We start from the raw sequence: 16,127 nt of genomic DNA, 5'->3' as shown, positions 1-16,127 counted from the left end.
GACACGGCAGCCACTCGGTTCGCTGGTCGTGTCGTCCGGCTGGGTACGCGAGTGCTCAGCGGCCCTTGGTGCTTTCGCGGATCTCCAGCGCGAACGGCGTCTGGACGTCCTGCGGCGGCGCCGACTTCTCCCCCGTGATCCGCCGGTGCACCAGGTCGATCGCCGCCTCCGCCAAGGCCGTCTTGTCCGGGGCGATCGTCGTCAGCGCCGGCAGGGAGAACGCGCTCTCTTCGTTGTTGTCGAACCCCACGATCGCGACGTCTTCCGGGACCCTGAGCCCCAGTTCGGCCACCGCTCGCAGCGCGCCGATCGCCAGCAGGTCGTTGAAACAGAAGACCGCATCGGGCCGGGACGGCGACGCCAGCAACGACTTCATCGCCGCCGCGCCGTAACCCCGGTGCCACTTCTCGGCGGGCGCGACCAGCGTGTCCGAATAGGACAGTCCCGCCTCGGCCAGCGCCGACCGGTAGCCCGCCAGGCGCTGGGACGACGTCCCGCGCGCCGGGTTCAAGCCGATCGCCGCGATCCGGCGGCGGCCCAGCGAGGCCAGGTGGGACACCGCCACATGCGCGGCCAGGACGTTGTCGATGGCTACATGATCGATGGGAACGTCGACCGCGTGCTCGCCCAGCATCACCAGCGGGATTCCGCCCGGTTCGGCCGGGAAGTCCTCCGCCTGCAACGCTTCCGGGTGCACCAGCGCGCCGTCGACCAGGTGCGGGCCCAGGGACGACAGCGTCTTGCGCTCGCGCTCCCGGGTGCCCTGGGTCTGTTCGATCAAGACACTCCAGCCGCGTTTCTGGGCCGCGGTGATGACCAGGCCGGCCAGTTCGCCGAAGTACGGGATCGACAGCTCCGGCACCATCAGCGCCAGGAACCCGGTGCGGCCGCGGCGGAGGTTGCGGGCGCCGACGTTCGGGCGGTAACCGGTCGCGGCCAGCGCTTCTTCGACGCGGCGGCGGTTTTCCGGCTTGACGAAGGCATAGCCGTTCACGACGTTCGACACCGTCTTCACCGATACTCCGGCAAGCGTGGCGACGTCCTTGAGCGTCACGGTCACGGGCGATCCCTTCACCTCAGCGTGAGGTCGAAGTGTAGCGACAATTTGCCGGTTTACAACGTTGTTCCAACGATGTAAAAAGTACCTCAAGGCTCCCGCGGTGACTCCGATCACCCCGGTGAGCGGGCCACCACCGTCGCTGCCCGAGGAGTCGCTGTGCCGCTGTCCACCCGTCCCCGTCTGGTCCTGGTCACCGCGGCCGCCGCCGCGCTCACCCTCACCTCCTGCACCGCCCGGGAGGAGACGCCGGCCGCGCCGTCGAGCGGCGGCGGACCGGCCGCTTCCGCGTCCTCCGCGGCACCGTCCGCCGACGGCTGCACGCTGGCGAAGACCGGCTACCCCAAGATCGACCCGAAGACCGCGGTGATCGGCTTCTCGCAGTCCGAAAAGGAGGCCAACCCCTTCCGGATCGCCGAGACGCAGTCCATTCGCGACCAGGCCGCGAAGCTCGGCATCCCCACCGACAAGCTGCTCGTCACCAACGCCCAGAGCGACCTCAACCGGCAGATCAGCGACATCAAGTCGCTGCTCGACCGGGGCGCGCAGCTGCTGATCGTCGCGCCGCTGAACTCCGACGGCCTCCAGCCGGCGCTCGACGCCGCGAAGGCCAAGAAGGTCCCGGTCGTCACCGTCGACCGCAAGGTGACCTCGGCGCCGTGCACCGACTACCTGACCTTCATCGGCTCCAACTTCGTCGAGCAGGGCAAGCGCGCGGCCGACGCGATGGTGAAGGCGACCGGCGGTAACGGGAAGGTTGCGATCCTGCTCGGCGCGTCCGGCAACAACGTGACGACCGACCGCACCTCGGGCTTCAAGGACGAGCTGGCCAAGACGCCCGGCCTGTCCGTGGTCGCCGAGCAGACCGGCGAGTTCGACCGGTCCAAGGGCCAGGCCGTGATGGAGCAGCTCATCCAGAGCCACCCGGACCTCACCGCCGTCTACGCCGAGAACGACGAGATGGGCATCGGCGCGGTCAACGCGCTGAAGACCGCGGGCAAGGCGCCGGGCAAGGACGTCAAGGTCGTCTCGGTCGACGGCACGCGCAACGCCGTGCAGCTGATCGCCGACGGCAGCTACAACGCCGTCATCGAGTCCAACCCCCGCTTCGGCCAGCTCGCCTTCGACACGCTGCAGAAGTTCGCCGACGGCCAGCCGATCGCGCCGAGCATCGTGATCACCGACGACCAGTACGACGAGTCCAACGCGGCGCAGAAGGTCGGGAACGCGTACTGATGACCGCAGCCACCGAAGAGGACGTCGCGATGACGACCGCACCGGTGCTCGAGGTGGCCGGGGTGACCAAACGGTTCCCCGGCACCCTCGCGCTCGACGACGTCAGCTTCCGGCTCGCCCCCGGCGAGGTGCACGCCCTCGTCGGGGAGAACGGCGCCGGCAAGTCGACGCTGATCAAGGTGCTCACCGGCGTCTACCAGCCCGACGAGGGCGAGGTCCGCCACCTCGGCGAGCCGGTGACGTTCAAGCGGCCGATCGAGGCGCAGCGGGCCGGGATCTCCACGATCTACCAGGAGGTCAACCTCGTCCCGCTGATGAGCATCGCCAGCAACGTCTTCCTCGGCCGCGAGCCGCGCACCAAAGCGGGACTCGTCGACTGGTCCAAGATGTACGCCGACGCCCGTGAGCTGCTCAAGGGCTACGGCATCCACGACGACGTCAAACGCCCGCTGCACACCCTCGGTGTCGGCGCGCAGCAGATGGTCGCCCTCGCCCGCGCGGTCTCGACCGAGGCGAAGGTCGTCATCATGGACGAACCGACGTCGTCGCTCGAACCGCGTGAGGTCGAGACGCTCTTCGAGGTGCTGAACCGGTTGCACGCCGAAGGCATCGCGATCGTCTACGTCAGTCACCGGATGGACGAGCTGTACCGGGTCTGCGACAGCGTCACCGTGCTGCGCGACGGCCGGGTCGTCCACAGTGGACCGCTGGCCAAGCTCCCGCGCATCGAGCTGGTGTCCCTGATGCTCGGGCGCGAGATCCGCCAGATCCGCGAAGAGGGCGTCACGGCGTTCGGCGAGGAACACGACGTCGAACGCGAACCGCTGCTCAAGGCGGAGCACCTGTCCGGCATGCGCCGGCTGCACGACGTCTCGGTCAGCATCCGGCCCGGTGAGGTCGTCGGCCTGGCCGGGCTGCTCGGCTCCGGCCGCAGCGAGACCGCGCGGGCCATCGTCGGCGCGTTCCCGCTCGACGGCGGATCCGTGCTGCTCGCCGGGAAACCGCTCAAGAAGGGCAAGGTCGCCGCAGCCATGCGCGCCGGGATCGCGTTGCTGGCCGAGGACCGCAAGACCGACGGGATCATCCCGAACCTGTCCGTCCGCGAGAACATCGTGCTCGCCGCGCTTCCGACGCTCTCGCCGTTCGGCCTGGTCAGCAAGGCCAAGCAGGACAAGGTCGTGAAGATCTTCATGGAACGCCTGCGGATCAAGGCCGCGAGCCCCGAGCAGAAGGTGTCCGAGCTGTCCGGCGGCAACCAGCAGAAGGTGCTGCTCGCCCGCTGGCTCGCCACCGGCCCGAAGATCCTGCTGCTCGACGAGCCGACGCGCGGTATCGACGTCGGCGCCAAGGCCGAGGTCCAGGCGCTGATCGACGAGCTCGCGCAGGAAGGCCTCGGCGTGCTGCTCATCTCGTCCGAGCTGGAGGAGCTGATCGACGGCTCGGACCGCGTCGTCGTGCTCCGCGACGGCTCGGTCGTCGGGGAGCTGACCGGTGAGGGCATCACCGAGGAAAACGTCCTGGCCGCGATCGCAGCGGAAGGTGACAACGATGTCTAGTGCCACCCTGACCAGAGCGCCGGACCGGGCGAAGGTCACCGCGTGGCTGCAGAACTACGGCGTCTACCTGGCCGTCGTCGTGCTGCTGCTGTTCAACGTCTTCTTCACCGAGAACTTCCTGTCCGCGGCCAACTTCCGGACGCAGCTGGTGCAGGCCGCGCCGGTCTGCATCGTCGCGCTCGGCATGGCGCTGGTGATCGGCACCGAGGGCATCGACCTGTCGGTCGGCTCGGTGATGTCGATCGCCGCCGCGCTCATCCCGCTCTACCTCGGCGCCGGGCCCATGATGGCGGTCATCGTCGCGGTGATCGCGGGCATCCTGTCCGGCCTCTTCAGCGGCTATCTCGTGGCCTACCTGGGGATCCAGCCGATCATCGCGACCCTCGCTCTGCTCGTCGGCGGCCGCGGGCTCGCGCTCGTGATCGCGCACGGCCAGCTCGTCCAGCTGCGCAACGAGGACTTCCTGGCGCTGGGCACGGGTGACGTCCTCGGCGTGCCGGTCATGGTCATCGTCGCGGGGGTGCTCGCGGTGCTGGCCGGGCTGCTGGTGCAGCGCACGACGTTCGGCCGCCAGCTGGTCGCCGTCGGCGGCAACCGGACGGCCAGTTCGCTGGCCGGGCTGCCCGTGAAGCGCGTGCTCGTCGGCGTCTACGTGATCTCCGGGGCGCTGGCCGCGGTGGCCGGCGTGCTCGCGACGTCGAGGCTGGGCGCCAGCGACCCGAACGACCTGGGCCTGCTGATGGAGCTGTCCGCGATCACCGCGGTCGTCGTCGGCGGCACGCCGCTGACCGGCGGCCGGGTCCGCGTGCTCGGCACGGTGTTCGGCGCGCTGCTGATGCAGCTGGTGCACGCCACCCTGATCAAGCACAACCTGCCGGACTCGACCGCGCAGATGGCCCAGGCGGCCATCATCGTCGTCGCCGTGTACGTCGCTCGTGAGCGGAGCCGCAAATGACCGCGACCCAGACCCCCGCGCGCAACGCGGCGTTCGCCGGGGTCCTGCAGCGCCAAGGCGCGGCCGTCGTGCTGGTCCTCGGCCTCATCGTCGCGTGGTTCGCCTTCCCGCGCTTCGGCTCCGCGGACAACCTGCGCGACCTCGCGCTGCAGGGATCGTTCCTCGCGGTGATCGCGCTCGGCATGACGTTCGTGATCATCTCCGGCGGCATCGACCTGTCGGTCGGCTCGAACTACGCGCTCGGCGGCGTGCTCGCCGCGTACGGCGCGCAGTACGGCTTCTTCGTGGCGATCCTGCTGCCGCTGGTGGTGTGTTCGGCGATCGGGCTGATCAACGGCCTGCTCATCGCCCGCACCGGGATGGCGCCGTTCATCGTGACGCTGGCGACGCTGCTGTTCGCCCGCGGCCTGCTGCTCGCCATCACCTCCGAAGGCGCGACGACGTTCAAGATCGAGTCCGGCTCGGCGATCCTCTGGCTCGGGCAGGGCACGATCTTCGGCATCGGCGTGCCGGTGTACCTGACGCTCGTCCTGTTCGCGCTCGGCGGCGTCCTGTTGCGGCGCACCGGGTTCGGCCAGTCGGTGTTCGCCATCGGCGGGGCCGAGCAGTCGGCGCTGCTGATGGGCCTGCCGGTGGTCCGCACGAAGATCGCGCTCTACACGCTGAGCGGCGCGCTCGCCGGTTTCGCCGGCATCCTCACCGCCGCGTACCTGCAGTCCGGCGTCACGGTGATCGGCGTCGGCACCGAGCTGGACGCGATCTCGGTCGTCGTCATCGGCGGCACGCTGCTCACCGGCGGCGCCGGGACGATCGTCGGCACGCTCGTCGGTGTGCTGCTGCGGGTGCTGATCCAGAACGTCATCAACCAGGTCGGCACGCTCGACTCCAACTACCAGACGGTGGTGAGCGGGGCCTTCCTGCTCATCGTCGTGGTGATCCAGCGTCTGCTGGCGCGGTCCCGAACCCGCTGAGCTCCTTTCCCCGCACCAGGAGGTCTCAACGATGTTTCGTCCTGCCCGCAGAACCCGCCGGTGGCTCACCGCCACCGCCGCGTTCGCCGTCGCGGTCGCCGGTCTCGGCACCGCACCCGCGGCGAGCGCCGCGGCCGCCCCCCAGTGGCAGCGCCTGACGCCGCCGCTGTCCACGCCGTGGACCAAGGACGTCTCGCCCACCAACGCCCTCCCCGACTACCCGCGGCCGCAGCTGACCCGCGACAAGTGGCAGAACCTCAACGGCGTCTGGGAGTTCGCGAAGGCGACGCCCGGTGAGGCCGCGCCGGTCGGGAAGACGCTCGGCGAGCGGATCCTCGTGCCGTACCCGGTCGAGTCCGCGCTGTCCGGGATCATGCGCCACGAGACGAACATGTGGTACCGCCGCACCTTCGAGGTGCCGAAGAACTGGCAGGTCGGCAAGGGGCAGCGGCTGCAGCTGCACTTCCAGGCCGTCGACTACGACGCCACGGTGATCGTCAACGGCAAGACCGTCACCCGCCACACCGGCGGCTACGACTCGTTCGCCGTCGACGTCACCGACGCGCTGACCACGGCCAAGACCCAGGAGATCGTCGTCGGCGTCGCCGACCCGAACGACCAGGGCGGGCAGCCGATCGGCAAGCAGCGCCAGCCCGGCGACGGCATCTTCTACACGCCGTCGTCCGGCATCTGGCAGACCGTCTGGATGGAGCCGGTCGCCTCGGCGCACATCGACCGCCTCGACACCACCCCGGACGCCGCGTCCGGGACGGTCACGGTGAACGCCGTGGTCGGCGGGCCGGTCAAGCAGCGCGTCGAAGCGATCGCCTACGACCACGGCCGCCCGGTCGGGCGCGTCACCGGTGACGCGAACAAGCCGTTGAAGCTCAAGGTGGACCGGCCGCACCTGTGGACGCCGGACGACCCGTTCCTCTACGACCTGCGCGTGAAGCTGTCCACAGGGGACGAAGTGGGCTCCTACTTCGGCATCCGGTCGGTGAGCGTCGGCAAGACCGCCGACGGCAAGCAGCGGATGCTGCTCAACGGCAAGTTCGTCATGCAGGTCGGCCCGCTGGACCAGGGTTTCTGGCCGGACGGCATCTACACCGCGCCGACCGACGCGGCCCTGAAGTTCGACCTGCAGCAGGAAAAGGCGCTCGGCTTCAACATGGTGCGCAAGCACATCAAGGTCGAGCCGGACCGCTGGTACTACTACGCCGACAAGCTCGGGTTGCTGGTGTGGCAGGACATGCCGGCGATGAAGGACGACGTCGAGCCGAGCACCGCCTCACGCGTCAACTACGAGTCCGAGATGCGGCGGATGATCGACCAGCACCGTAGCTTCCCGTCGATCGTCACGTGGGTGCCGTTCAACGAGGGCTGGGGCGACTACGAGGTCGGCCGGATCGCCGACGAGGTCAAGTCGTGGGACTCCTCGCGGCTCGTCAACGCCGAATCCGGCGTCAACTGCTGCCGGTCCGAACCGGACAGTGGCAAGGGCGACATCTACGACGACCACACCTACACCGGGCCGGGAACGCCGGTGCAGACCGGCACTCGCGCCGCGGTCGACGGTGAGTACGGCGGGCTGGGCCTCAAGGTCGCCGGGCACGAGTTCGACCCGGCCGGCAGCTTCGCCTACGAGATGGAGCCCGACAGCGCGACGCTGACCCGGCGCTACGGCGAGCTCCAGCAGCGCCTGCTGCTGGTCGCCCAGCGGTGCGGCGTCTCGGCCGGGGTCTACACGCAGACCACCGACGTCGAGAAGGAGGTCAACGGCTTCTTCACCTACGACCGGCAGGTGAAGAAGATGGACTTCGCGGCGGTCCGCGCGGCGAACGAGGCGGTCATCAAGGGCGCCACCGGCAAGCCGGTGTCCGGGCCTTCGGTGCCGGCGGGCACGCCGGGGATCGACGGCATCGCCGCCTACCCGTTCGACGAAAACACCGGCACGGTGGCCGCGGACGCGGTCGGCGACCACGACGCGACGCTCGTCGGCGGCGCGTCCTGGACCGAGGGCAAGAGCGGCTCGGCGCTGGCGGTGAACGGGTCGGGCCAGTACGCCGACACGGGCGCGTCGCTGGTGAACACCGAAGGCAGCTACAGCGCGGCGGCGTGGGTCAAGTTCAACGCCGTGGGTGACGGCTTCCAGACGGTGGTCAGCCAGGACGGCGACAGCACCAGCGCGTTCTTCCTGCAGTACTCGGGCGCGGACCACCGGCTGGCGATGAGCTTCGTCGGCACGCGGGCGCTGGCGCCCACCGCGCCGGAAGCGAACCGCTGGTACCACGTCGTCGGCGTCCGCGACGCGGCGTCGGGCACGCTGAAGCTCTACGTGGACGGCCAGCTGGCGGCCACGAAGAGCGTCTGCCTCGGCGACGCGTCCACGGGCCACACGGTGATCGGCCGCGGCAAGTACGGCGGCGGCCCGGTCGACTACCTGAACGGCGCGGTCGACCAGGTGCACGTCTACGACCGGGCACTGTCCGACGCGGACGTGAGCGCGTTGTATTCGAGCGGTAAGTAACCCACCAACCGGAACTCGGGGCGGTCGAAGAAATTCGGCCGCCCCGAGCCGTTTCCGGACGGTTTCCGGGACAACCGGTTCCACCCTTCGCGCGTGTGCGGTAACGGTACGGCCGTACTCCACGGCCTCCGGTACGCAGGGGGTGAGCCGGTTGGGCTCTCGAAGATCGTTCCGGCCCGCGAGAGCGGGCGTCCTCACACTCGTCACGGCGGTGGTCGCGGCCGGCACGGCGGTGCTCACCGCGACGCCGGCCTCGGCCACGTCGAGCACCGAGATCGCGGCCGCATCGTGGGCCTACATCGACTCGGCCACGCCGAAGGCGAGCTACGTCAACCCGCCCGGGACCGCGCCCGTCGGCGCGCACACCTACGCCGGCGGCACGAACCACGTGTCCAAGTCGTACGTCACCTTCGACCTCGCCGCCTTGAAGGGCAACCAGTTCCAGAGCGCCTACATCAGCGCGGGCGAAACCGCCGTCACCGACTGCGCCACCCCGCGCTCGACGGAACTCTGGCTGACCGACCCGGCGAAGAAGCCGACGTGGAACAACCAGCCGGCCGAGCTGCTCAAGGTCAACGGCCCGTACCTGGACTCCTCGTGCCCCTCGGCCGAGCTGACCTGGACGGCCACCGCGGCGATCCAGGCCGCGCTCGACGCCGGCCGCACCACGGCGACCTTCGTCCTGCGGCTGCCCGAGAGCCAGCAGAACGACCCGAAGTCCGGTCGTGAGTACGACCCGAAGGCGACCCTCTTCTTCACCTACGACAAGCCGCCGGGCAAACCGACCGGGCTGACCCTCAACTACCAGCCGTGCACGACGCAGACCCGGACCGTCGCCCGGCAGGCCCACCTGAGTGCCACGGTGCCCGACGCGGACGACACGTACACGGCCGGGGAGTTCGCCCTCTGGCCCGTCGACCACCCGGACCAGCGCACGATCGTGCCCAGCATCAGCTCCTCGGTGGGCAACAACGTCTGGACCGACGTGGACTCCCGCATCACCGAAGGCGTCACCTACGCCTGGCAGGCACGGGGCAAGGACGACAGCGGCGCCACCGGGCCGTGGAGCGCGACCTGCAAGTTCGCCACCGACTTCACCCCGCCCGCGACGGCGCCGGTGATCACGTCCCCCGACTACGCCACCCAGGCGCCGCCGGAAACCGGCGGCACCGGCGTGCCCGGCACGTTCGTGTTCGACGCCAAGGGTGACAAGGACGTCACCGGCTTCCAGTGGGACGGCGGGTACGTGGCCGCCGACCACCGCGGCGGCAAGGCGACCGTCCGCTTCGCGCCGAAGTCGAGCGGGCCGGAAGACCTCAGCGCCGCCGCCGTCGACGCGGCGGGCAACCGGTCCCCGACCGGCTACTACCGGTACTGGGTCGCGAGCAACCAGCCCGGGGTGAGCTGCACGCCGTACGACGACTTCATCGGGGTGGAGCGGACGTGCGCCTTCACGCCGTACGGCGCGACCCCGGTCACCGGGTACGTCTACCACCTGGGCAACCAGCCCGAGCAGACCGTGGCGGCGGGCCCGGACGGGGCGGCGACGGTGACGGTCACGCCCACCGACCCGAACCTGCCCTACCTGCAACTGTCCGTGCAGGCCCGGCTCGCCACCGGCTACCTGACCTCGCCGAGCACCGAGACGGTGGTCAGCGAGCCCGGCGAGCCCGAGGTCGAGTCGCTGACCGCGAACCCGACCCAGAGCCTGCCCGCGCGGTTCCGGGCGCACGCCGTCCTGCCCGGGTCGGTCACGCTCACCTACCGCTGGAACGACGACGAGCCGGTCACCGTGCCGCTCGAGGCGGACGGCACCGCGACGGTCACGGTCACGCCGGAGACGTCGTCATGGGGCTCGTTCAACGCCTACACCACGACCGCGTCGGGCCAGAACTCCGGCTGGGGCGGCGTGAACGTCGACGTCACGTCGAACAAACCGAAGGTGACGAGCGCCGAATACCCCGACAACAGCGAGATGACCGGCGCCGTCGGCGTCCCGGGGACGTTCGTGTTCTCCTCGCCCGTCCCGGGCGCGGTGAGCTACTCGTACGACTTCGGCAACGGATCGAGTGGCACGGTCCCCGCGGGCCCGGACGGCACCGCGAGCGTCGTCTTCGCGCCGAAGGTGCCGTACGTCAACGGCATCTTCGTGACCACGAAGTTCGCCGACGGCACGGTGTCCGAGCAGGGCGGTTACTGGTTCTACGTCAACTACTCGGCACCGCGGTTCTCCTGTGACCCCTCCGGCTGGTCGGTGTCGCCGGGGCAGCACATCCAGTGCACCCTGACGCCGGTGCAGGCGAACCTCGCGTCGTACGGCTACGCGCTGGGCTCCGGCCCGGACACGACGGTGGCGCCGGGCGCCGACGGCACGGCGACGTTCGGCTTCGACGTGCCGGCGGACCAGCCGAGCGGCTCGTACCTCCAGCTGCGCCTGTGGAGCACGAACACCGCGGGCACCCGCACGGAGGAGACCGGGACCAGCTTCTACGTCTACGTGAACACGGGTCTTTCGGCGCACGGCACGTCGAAGACGATCTGATCACCCGTGACGGCCACCCGCCGTGGTGGCCGTCACGGTTGACCTGGAGCGCGCTCCAGCCCCTAGCGTCGATCCCGACAAGACCGCTGGGGGAAAGGAAACCGGCATGACCGACGAACGCTTCGAACGTGGCCTGAAGACCCTGACCGAGATCGACGGCGAGAGCGGGCAGCGCGTCATCGACAACCTCGCCGACGTCTCGCCCGCGCTGGGTGAGGCCGTCGTCTCCTGGGGGTTCGGGGAGATCTACTCGCGGCCGGGGCTGGCGCCGCGCGATCGGCAGCTCGTCACGCTCGGCATGCTGACCGCGCTCGGCGGGTGCGAGCCGCAGCTGGAGGTGCACGTCAACGCGGCGCTCAACGTCGGGCTGACGGCGGCCGAGATCGTCGAGGCGCTGCTGCACTCCGCCGTCTACTGTGGATTCCCGAAGGCGTTGAACGCGACCTTCGTGGCCAAGAAGGTCTTCGGTGAGCGCGGGCTGCTGCCGGTGGCCGGGGAGTAGGGGTGGGCTCGTGCGGGTGATCCTGTTCGGCGCGACCGGCATGGTCGGGCAAGGCGTGCTGCGGGAGTGCCTGCAGGACGAGCGGGTCGAGGCGGTGCTGACCGTGGGCCGGGCCCCGGTCGGCGACAGCCACCCGAAGCTCACCTCGATGGTGCGCGAGGACCTGTTCGCCCTCGAGCCGATCACCGGGTACGACACGTGCTTCTTCTGCCTCGGCCTGTCGTCGGTCGGGGTGGCGGCCGAGGAGTACGAGCGGATCACCTACCAGCTCACCCTTTCGGTTGCCGGAAAGCTGCCCGCGGACACCACTTTCGTGTACGTCTCGGGCGCGAGCACCGACAGCACCGAACGCGGCCGGGTGCGCTGGGCGCGTGTCAAGGGCGCGACCGAGAACGCCCTCGCCAAACTGCCGCTGCGGACGTTCTTCTTCCGCCCCGGTTACATCCAGCCGCTGCACGGGATCACGTCGAAAACGCCGCTGTACCGCGCGATCTACCGCGTGGGGGCGCCGCTGTACCCGGTGCTGCGCCGGCTGGCGCCGCGGGTGGTGACGACCACCGAGGACATCGGCCGCGCGATGCTGGAGGTCGCCGCGAACGGCTACGAGCGGCAGATCCTGGAGAACTCCGACATCACGGCCGCCGCGGCCCGCGCGCACTGAGCCGTCACCGACCTCGCGCGACGAGCCCGGCCCGTGGGAACCGACCCTCACCGGCCTCGTGCGACGAGCCCTGCGAGCAGGTTCGTGAGGCCCTCGGCGAGCGCCGTCGTGAACAGCTCTCCCACCGGCGGGCCGCCCAGCTCGGCGGCGGCCGCCGCGACGGCTTCGGTCGGGTTGGCGTAGGGCCACAGCCCCGACACCACGACGACCACCGCCCCGGCGAACTGCGCCGCGCCCTCGGCCGACAGCTCCGGGATCCGCTTCCGGACCAGCTCGCCGAGCCGGTCGGTGTTCGCGGCCGCGCGGCGTTTGAAGCCGCGGGCGAACTCCAGCGAGATGTTGCGTTCCAGGACCGACCCCATCGAGCTGACCAGCTCGCACAGCAGCGGACGCTCGGCCAGCGACGCCGCGAGCGTCCCGGCGAGACGTTCTTCGCGGGCGAAGCCGGGCTCGGCGGCGCCGGCGTCGGCGAGGGTTTCCTCCAGGGAGGTGAGCCAGTCCGTCCAGGTGGCGTCCAGGACTTCGAGGAAGATCGCCTCACGGCTGTCGAAGTAGCGCAGGACGTTGGACTTCGCGAGCCCGACCCGGCAGCTGAGCTCCCGCAGGCTGATCTCGGCGACCGGCCGCTCGGCGAGCAGCTCGCGCGCGGCGGCGAGGATCGCCGTGCGGCGCGCCTCGACCTGCTCCGGCCGCCGGGCGCGCTGGAATCCGCCGCTCATGGGCCGAGGTTACCGCCGGCCGGGCCGCACTGAACGTCCGTTCAACTAGAATCGGGGCCATGGCCACCCGGGATCCCGCCGCGAAGCGCCGCCAGCTGCTCGAAGCCGCGCTGGCGGAGTTCGCCGCGCACGGCATCGCCGGCGCCCGGATGGACCGGATCGCGACCCGCGCGAAGTGCAGCGCGGGCCTCGTCTACACCTACTTCGGCAGCAAGGACGACCTGTTCGACGCGGTCTTCGACACGATCGTCGAGCGCACCCTCGCCGAGACGCCGATCACCGCCGACGACCTGCCCGGGTACGCCGGCCGGCTGTTCGACAACTACGTGGCCTACCCCGAGGTGACCCGGATCTCCGCCTGGTACCGCCTCGAACGCGCCGGCACGGGCCGCACGATCCAGGCGATCGCGGACTCGGCCAAGGGCAAGGTCGAGGCCATCCGCGCGGCCCAGAAGGCCGGCACGGTCTCGGATCGCTTCGAGCCGGAACAGCTGCTGATGATGGTGCTGACGCTGGCGGCGATGTGGTCGGCCCAGACGGTCGAGATGATCGCCACGGCTCCCGACGACGAGGCCTACCGCCGCGCGACGGTCACCGAAGCGGTCCGCAAGCTGATCAGCTGACCGCCTTCTCCTCCCGGCGGGACTTCACCCGGCGGTAGCTCCAGATCAGCAGCGCGAACAGGATCACCGACGACAGGATCAGGCTCGATCCGGTGCTCCAGCCGCTGAACGGCAGCGACTTCACCGTGCCCCAGACGATGCCCGCCGCCAGCAGCGCGAGCCCGGCCAGCACCGAGCCGGCGATCCGCAGGGGTGACGAGACGCTCTCCTCGGCCGCCTTCATCGCGCGGTCGCGCACCGGGTCGACGTAACGTTCCAGCTTCGGGAACTCCGACGCGAGCAGCAGCAGCCCGGCGAGCACCAGCAGCAGGCCCGGCCCGGGCAGGACCAGCAGCAGCACGCCGACCACCAGCAGGATCGCCCCCGCCACCGTGATCATGATGCGCTTGGCCTGTTTACCGATGCCCACTCCGCCACTCCCCTCGTTCCGTCCGATTCTTCCCGGTTGTGCCCCCGCGTGCCACTCGCGAGTACCCGGATCCGCGCCGCGGACACCACCAACGCGCCGAGCGTGGCCGCGGCGAGCCAGCTCACGACGCCCGGCCAGACGTACAGCAGCTGCCCGAACGTGCCCCGCCTCCCGGCGAACACGACGCTCATCAGCTGCGGCAGCAGCACCAGGACCAGCGGCGGCAGCAGGCTCGGCAGCAGCCGGAGGCCGGCCCGCCACCACGACGTCCGCCGCGCCGCCCACCGCCGCGCGTGGCGGACGCCCAGCACGGCCAGCACCACCGACAGCAGGATCAGCCCGGCGAGCACCCGGTCCGCGACGACGCCGGCGGGCAGCGCTAGCTCCGGCGTCCCGCCCCGGACCAGCGTCGCGAGGCCCTGCGCCAGCGAATCGGCGTCGTTGTCCAGGGACAGCCCGGTGGTGGCGAGCACCGTGACGCCGTAGCCGCCGGGCAGCAGGATCTGGGCCGCGGTGTGGCCGAACCACTCACCGTTGTGGGACAGCTGCCCGGGCCGGTAGGCGCCCCAGCCGAACGCGTAGTCGTGCCCGGGCGCCGGGGTGTGCGCCAGCGCGACCGACGCCGGCGACAGCACACCGCCGCCGTCCCGCTGCGCGATCAGCCAGCGCGTCAGGTCGGTCGCCGTGCTCAGCACGCCGTGGCTGCCGCCGGTGAACCAGTCCGGCTCGGCCGCCGGGACGGCGAAGCCGAACGCCCGCACGTAGCCGGGCGAGAGGTCCGCGGGCGGACTGTCCACAGTGGAACTGGCCGGCATGCCGAGCGGGGCGAACAGCCGGGTCCGCAGGTACCCGGCGAACGGCTGAGCGGCGACGACCTCGACGATCCGGGCGGCCACCTCGTAGTTCGGGTTGTGGTAGTGGAACTTCGCGCCCGGCTCGTCGGCCAGGCCCGCGTCCCGCAGCCGGGCGACGGCGTCGGCGAGGGTGTGCGGCTGCGGCAGCGTCAGGTCGGGGAACGCCGAGTCGGCCATCCCGGACGTCTGCTCGAGCAGCATCCGCACGGTGATCCGGGCGCCGCGCGGGTCGGCGAGGCGGAACTCCGGCAGGTAGCGCGTCACCGGCTCGTCGAGTCCGACGCGGCCGGCGTCGACGAGCTGGAGCACGGCGAACGCCGTCATCGACTTGCTCAGCGACGCGATCGGCAGCCGGGTCGACGCGGTGATCGGCGCGCCCGCCGCGTCGTGGCCGTAGCCGGCGACGCGCACGACGTCGGCGCCGTGCGTGACGGCGACCGCGGCTCCCGGCAGGCCGGTGTGGTCGAGGTAGGCGCGGACGTACTCGTCGATGCCGTCGCGCGCCGGAGCGGCCGAAGCCGGGGTCGCCAGCAGGAAGAAGAACGCGCCGAGCAGCGCGAAAAGCCTGGTCATGGCGCAAAAGTAGGCCGCGGGCCCACCCGCCGTCCGCTGCCGGACGACGCGAGCCACCCCCTACTTTCGACACCTCCTTGACGGCGGTCTCCCACGTTCTTATATTCAACACATCGGTTGATAAACAGATTGGTTGATAAAGATGGCGGTTGACGACGAGACGCTGGATCGGGCGTTCACCGCACTCGGCGACCCCGTGCGCCGGGCCCTGATCGCCCGGCTCTCCCGCGGCGAGGCGACGGTCAACGAACTCGCCGAGCCCTTCGCGATCACCAAGCAGGCGATCTCCCGGCACCTGCAGGTGCTGGAGCACGCCGGGCTGATCAGCCGCGGCCGCGACGGCCAGCGGCGGCCGTGCCGGCTCGTCCCGGCCGCCCTGGAAGAGCTGACCGGCTGGATCGACACCTACCGGCTGGCCACCGAACGTCGTTACCGGCGGCTCGACGCCGTCCTGGAAACCTTGGAGGAAAACGGATGAGCACCACGATCACCGCCCAGCCCGGCACCCCGTTCATCGACGTCACCCGCGAAGTCGCGGCATCGCCGGAGAAGGTGCTGCGGGCCTACACCGACCCGGACCTGATCGTGCGCTGGCTGGGCCCGCACGGCATGGAGATGGAACTGCTGGAGCTGGACGCGCGGTCCGGCGGCGGCTACCACTACGTGCACCGCGACGAACGCGGCGAGTACCGCTTCCGCGGCGTCTACCACACGGTGAGCGCCGAGCGGATCATCCAGACCTTCGAGTTCGAGGGCGCCCCCGGCGACGTCTGCCTCGAGACGATCGCCTTCACCGGCCTCGGCGACGGCCGCACCCGGATCGAGGGCCACTCGGTGTTCCCGTCGGTCGAAGCCCGCGACGCGGCCGTCGAAAGCGGCATGGAGGCCGGCATCGTCGACTCGTACGACCGCCTCGACACGCTGCTCGGGAAGGACGCCTGA

Annotated in this window: 15 protein-coding genes; 11 read left to right on the top strand and 4 right to left on the bottom strand. The window is 70.6% G+C overall.

Annotation, left to right across the window (positions count from 1 at the left end; translation table 11 throughout):
* Nucleotides 1-55: 55 nt before the first annotated feature.
* On the bottom strand, nt 56-1,060 hold the full coding sequence (locus OHS18_RS37530) for a LacI family DNA-binding transcriptional regulator (protein ID WP_328613958.1): 1,005 nt from the start codon (nt 1,058-1,060) through the stop codon (nt 56-58).
* Between the two features lie 156 nt (nt 1,061-1,216).
* On the opposite strand from OHS18_RS37530, the gene OHS18_RS37525 reads away from it, so the two are divergent.
* The 8 genes from OHS18_RS37525 to OHS18_RS37490 all read left to right on the top strand — a co-directional run bounded on the left by OHS18_RS37525 (nt 1,217) and on the right by OHS18_RS37490 (nt 12,007).
* Nucleotides 1,217-2,293, top strand: a complete 1,077-nt coding sequence (locus OHS18_RS37525; protein ID WP_328613957.1) for an ABC transporter substrate-binding protein — start codon at nt 1,217-1,219, stop codon at nt 2,291-2,293.
* On the top strand, nt 2,293-3,849 hold the full coding sequence (locus OHS18_RS37520; protein WP_328613956.1) for a sugar ABC transporter ATP-binding protein: 1,557 nt from the start codon (nt 2,293-2,295) through the stop codon (nt 3,847-3,849). The genes OHS18_RS37525 and OHS18_RS37520 overlap by 1 nt, the downstream gene beginning before the upstream one ends.
* Entirely contained in the window at nt 3,842-4,804 is a 963-nt protein-coding gene (locus OHS18_RS37515) for an ABC transporter permease (protein WP_328444445.1), read from the top strand. The genes OHS18_RS37520 and OHS18_RS37515 overlap by 8 nt, the downstream gene beginning before the upstream one ends.
* Nucleotides 4,801-5,775 carry an ABC transporter permease gene (locus tag OHS18_RS37510; protein ID WP_328613955.1) on the top strand — a complete coding sequence of 325 codons (975 nt, stop codon included), beginning with the start codon at nt 4,801-4,803 and terminating at the stop codon, nt 5,773-5,775. The genes OHS18_RS37515 and OHS18_RS37510 overlap by 4 nt, the downstream gene beginning before the upstream one ends.
* Nucleotides 5,776-5,806: 31 nt before the next feature.
* The gene (locus OHS18_RS37505) at nt 5,807-8,302 is read left to right on the top strand and encodes a LamG-like jellyroll fold domain-containing protein (protein ID WP_328613954.1); all 2,496 of its coding nucleotides are present in this window, start codon (nt 5,807-5,809) and stop codon (nt 8,300-8,302) included.
* Nucleotides 8,303-8,453: 151 nt separating this feature from the next.
* A complete protein-coding gene (locus OHS18_RS37500) occupies nt 8,454-10,844 on the top strand; it encodes a hypothetical protein (protein WP_328613953.1) in 2,391 nt (796 codons plus the stop codon).
* A gap of 106 nt (nt 10,845-10,950) precedes the next feature.
* The gene (locus OHS18_RS37495) at nt 10,951-11,346 is read left to right on the top strand and encodes a carboxymuconolactone decarboxylase family protein (protein ID WP_328613952.1); all 396 of its coding nucleotides are present in this window, start codon (nt 10,951-10,953) and stop codon (nt 11,344-11,346) included.
* 10 nt (nt 11,347-11,356) lie between these two features.
* Nucleotides 11,357-12,007 (top strand): epimerase, encoded by a 651-nt coding sequence (locus OHS18_RS37490; RefSeq protein ID WP_328613951.1) that lies wholly within the window; start codon nt 11,357-11,359, stop codon nt 12,005-12,007.
* Nucleotides 12,008-12,054: 47 nt separating this feature from the next.
* Here OHS18_RS37490 and OHS18_RS37485 read toward each other — a convergent pair whose 3' ends face one another.
* Complete coding sequence (locus tag OHS18_RS37485; protein ID WP_328613950.1) at nt 12,055-12,726, bottom strand: TetR/AcrR family transcriptional regulator; 672 nt, start codon at nt 12,724-12,726, stop codon at nt 12,055-12,057.
* A 59-nt stretch (nt 12,727-12,785) separates the two neighbouring features.
* Between OHS18_RS37485 and OHS18_RS37480 the strand changes: the two genes are divergently transcribed.
* Entirely contained in the window at nt 12,786-13,349 is a 564-nt protein-coding gene (locus OHS18_RS37480; protein ID WP_328613949.1) for a TetR family transcriptional regulator, read from the top strand.
* On the opposite strand, the gene OHS18_RS37475 is transcribed toward OHS18_RS37480, so the two are convergent.
* On the bottom strand, nt 13,342-13,758 hold the full coding sequence (locus OHS18_RS37475) for a PGPGW domain-containing protein (RefSeq protein WP_328444463.1): 417 nt from the start codon (nt 13,756-13,758) through the stop codon (nt 13,342-13,344). The two genes, OHS18_RS37480 and OHS18_RS37475, sit on opposite strands and share 8 nt — an antisense overlap.
* Nucleotides 13,725-15,185 carry a serine hydrolase domain-containing protein gene (locus OHS18_RS37470; protein ID WP_328613948.1) on the bottom strand — a complete coding sequence of 487 codons (1,461 nt, stop codon included), beginning with the start codon at nt 15,183-15,185 and terminating at the stop codon, nt 13,725-13,727. Before OHS18_RS37470 ends, OHS18_RS37475 begins: the two co-directional genes overlap by 34 nt.
* A gap of 142 nt (nt 15,186-15,327) precedes the next feature.
* On the opposite strand from OHS18_RS37470, the gene OHS18_RS37465 reads away from it, so the two are divergent.
* A complete protein-coding gene (locus OHS18_RS37465) occupies nt 15,328-15,663 on the top strand; it encodes an ArsR/SmtB family transcription factor (protein WP_328613947.1) in 336 nt (111 codons plus the stop codon).
* Complete coding sequence (locus OHS18_RS37460; RefSeq protein WP_328613946.1) at nt 15,660-16,127, top strand: SRPBCC family protein; 468 nt, start codon at nt 15,660-15,662, stop codon at nt 16,125-16,127. The genes OHS18_RS37465 and OHS18_RS37460 overlap by 4 nt, the downstream gene beginning before the upstream one ends.

It is taken from the genome of Amycolatopsis sp. NBC_00355 (genome assembly GCF_036104975.1).
Classification (GTDB): Bacteria; Actinomycetota; Actinomycetes; order Mycobacteriales; family Pseudonocardiaceae; genus Amycolatopsis.
The sequence above is the reverse complement of the archived record's forward strand: the minus strand, read 5'-3'. Positions and strand labels throughout refer to the sequence as shown.

Coding starts and splice junctions, on each gene's coding strand:
- OHS18_RS37510 (WP_328613955.1), top strand. CDS start 4,801: ATGACCGCGACCCAGACCCCCGCGCGCAACGCGGCGTTCGCCGGGGTC.
- OHS18_RS37480 (WP_328613949.1), top strand. CDS start 12,786: ATGGCCACCCGGGATCCCGCCGCGAAGCGCCGCCAGCTGCTCGAAGCC.
- OHS18_RS37460 (WP_328613946.1), top strand. CDS start 15,660: ATGAGCACCACGATCACCGCCCAGCCCGGCACCCCGTTCATCGACGTC.
- OHS18_RS37470 (WP_328613948.1), bottom strand. CDS start 15,185: ATGACCAGGCTTTTCGCGCTGCTCGGCGCGTTCTTCTTCCTGCTGGCG.
- OHS18_RS37485 (WP_328613950.1), bottom strand. CDS start 12,726: ATGAGCGGCGGATTCCAGCGCGCCCGGCGGCCGGAGCAGGTCGAGGCG.
- OHS18_RS37515 (WP_328444445.1), top strand. CDS start 3,842: ATGTCTAGTGCCACCCTGACCAGAGCGCCGGACCGGGCGAAGGTCACC.
- OHS18_RS37465 (WP_328613947.1), top strand. CDS start 15,328: ATGGCGGTTGACGACGAGACGCTGGATCGGGCGTTCACCGCACTCGGC.
- OHS18_RS37520 (WP_328613956.1), top strand. CDS start 2,293: ATGACCGCAGCCACCGAAGAGGACGTCGCGATGACGACCGCACCGGTG.
- OHS18_RS37495 (WP_328613952.1), top strand. CDS start 10,951: ATGACCGACGAACGCTTCGAACGTGGCCTGAAGACCCTGACCGAGATC.
- OHS18_RS37505 (WP_328613954.1), top strand. CDS start 5,807: ATGTTTCGTCCTGCCCGCAGAACCCGCCGGTGGCTCACCGCCACCGCC.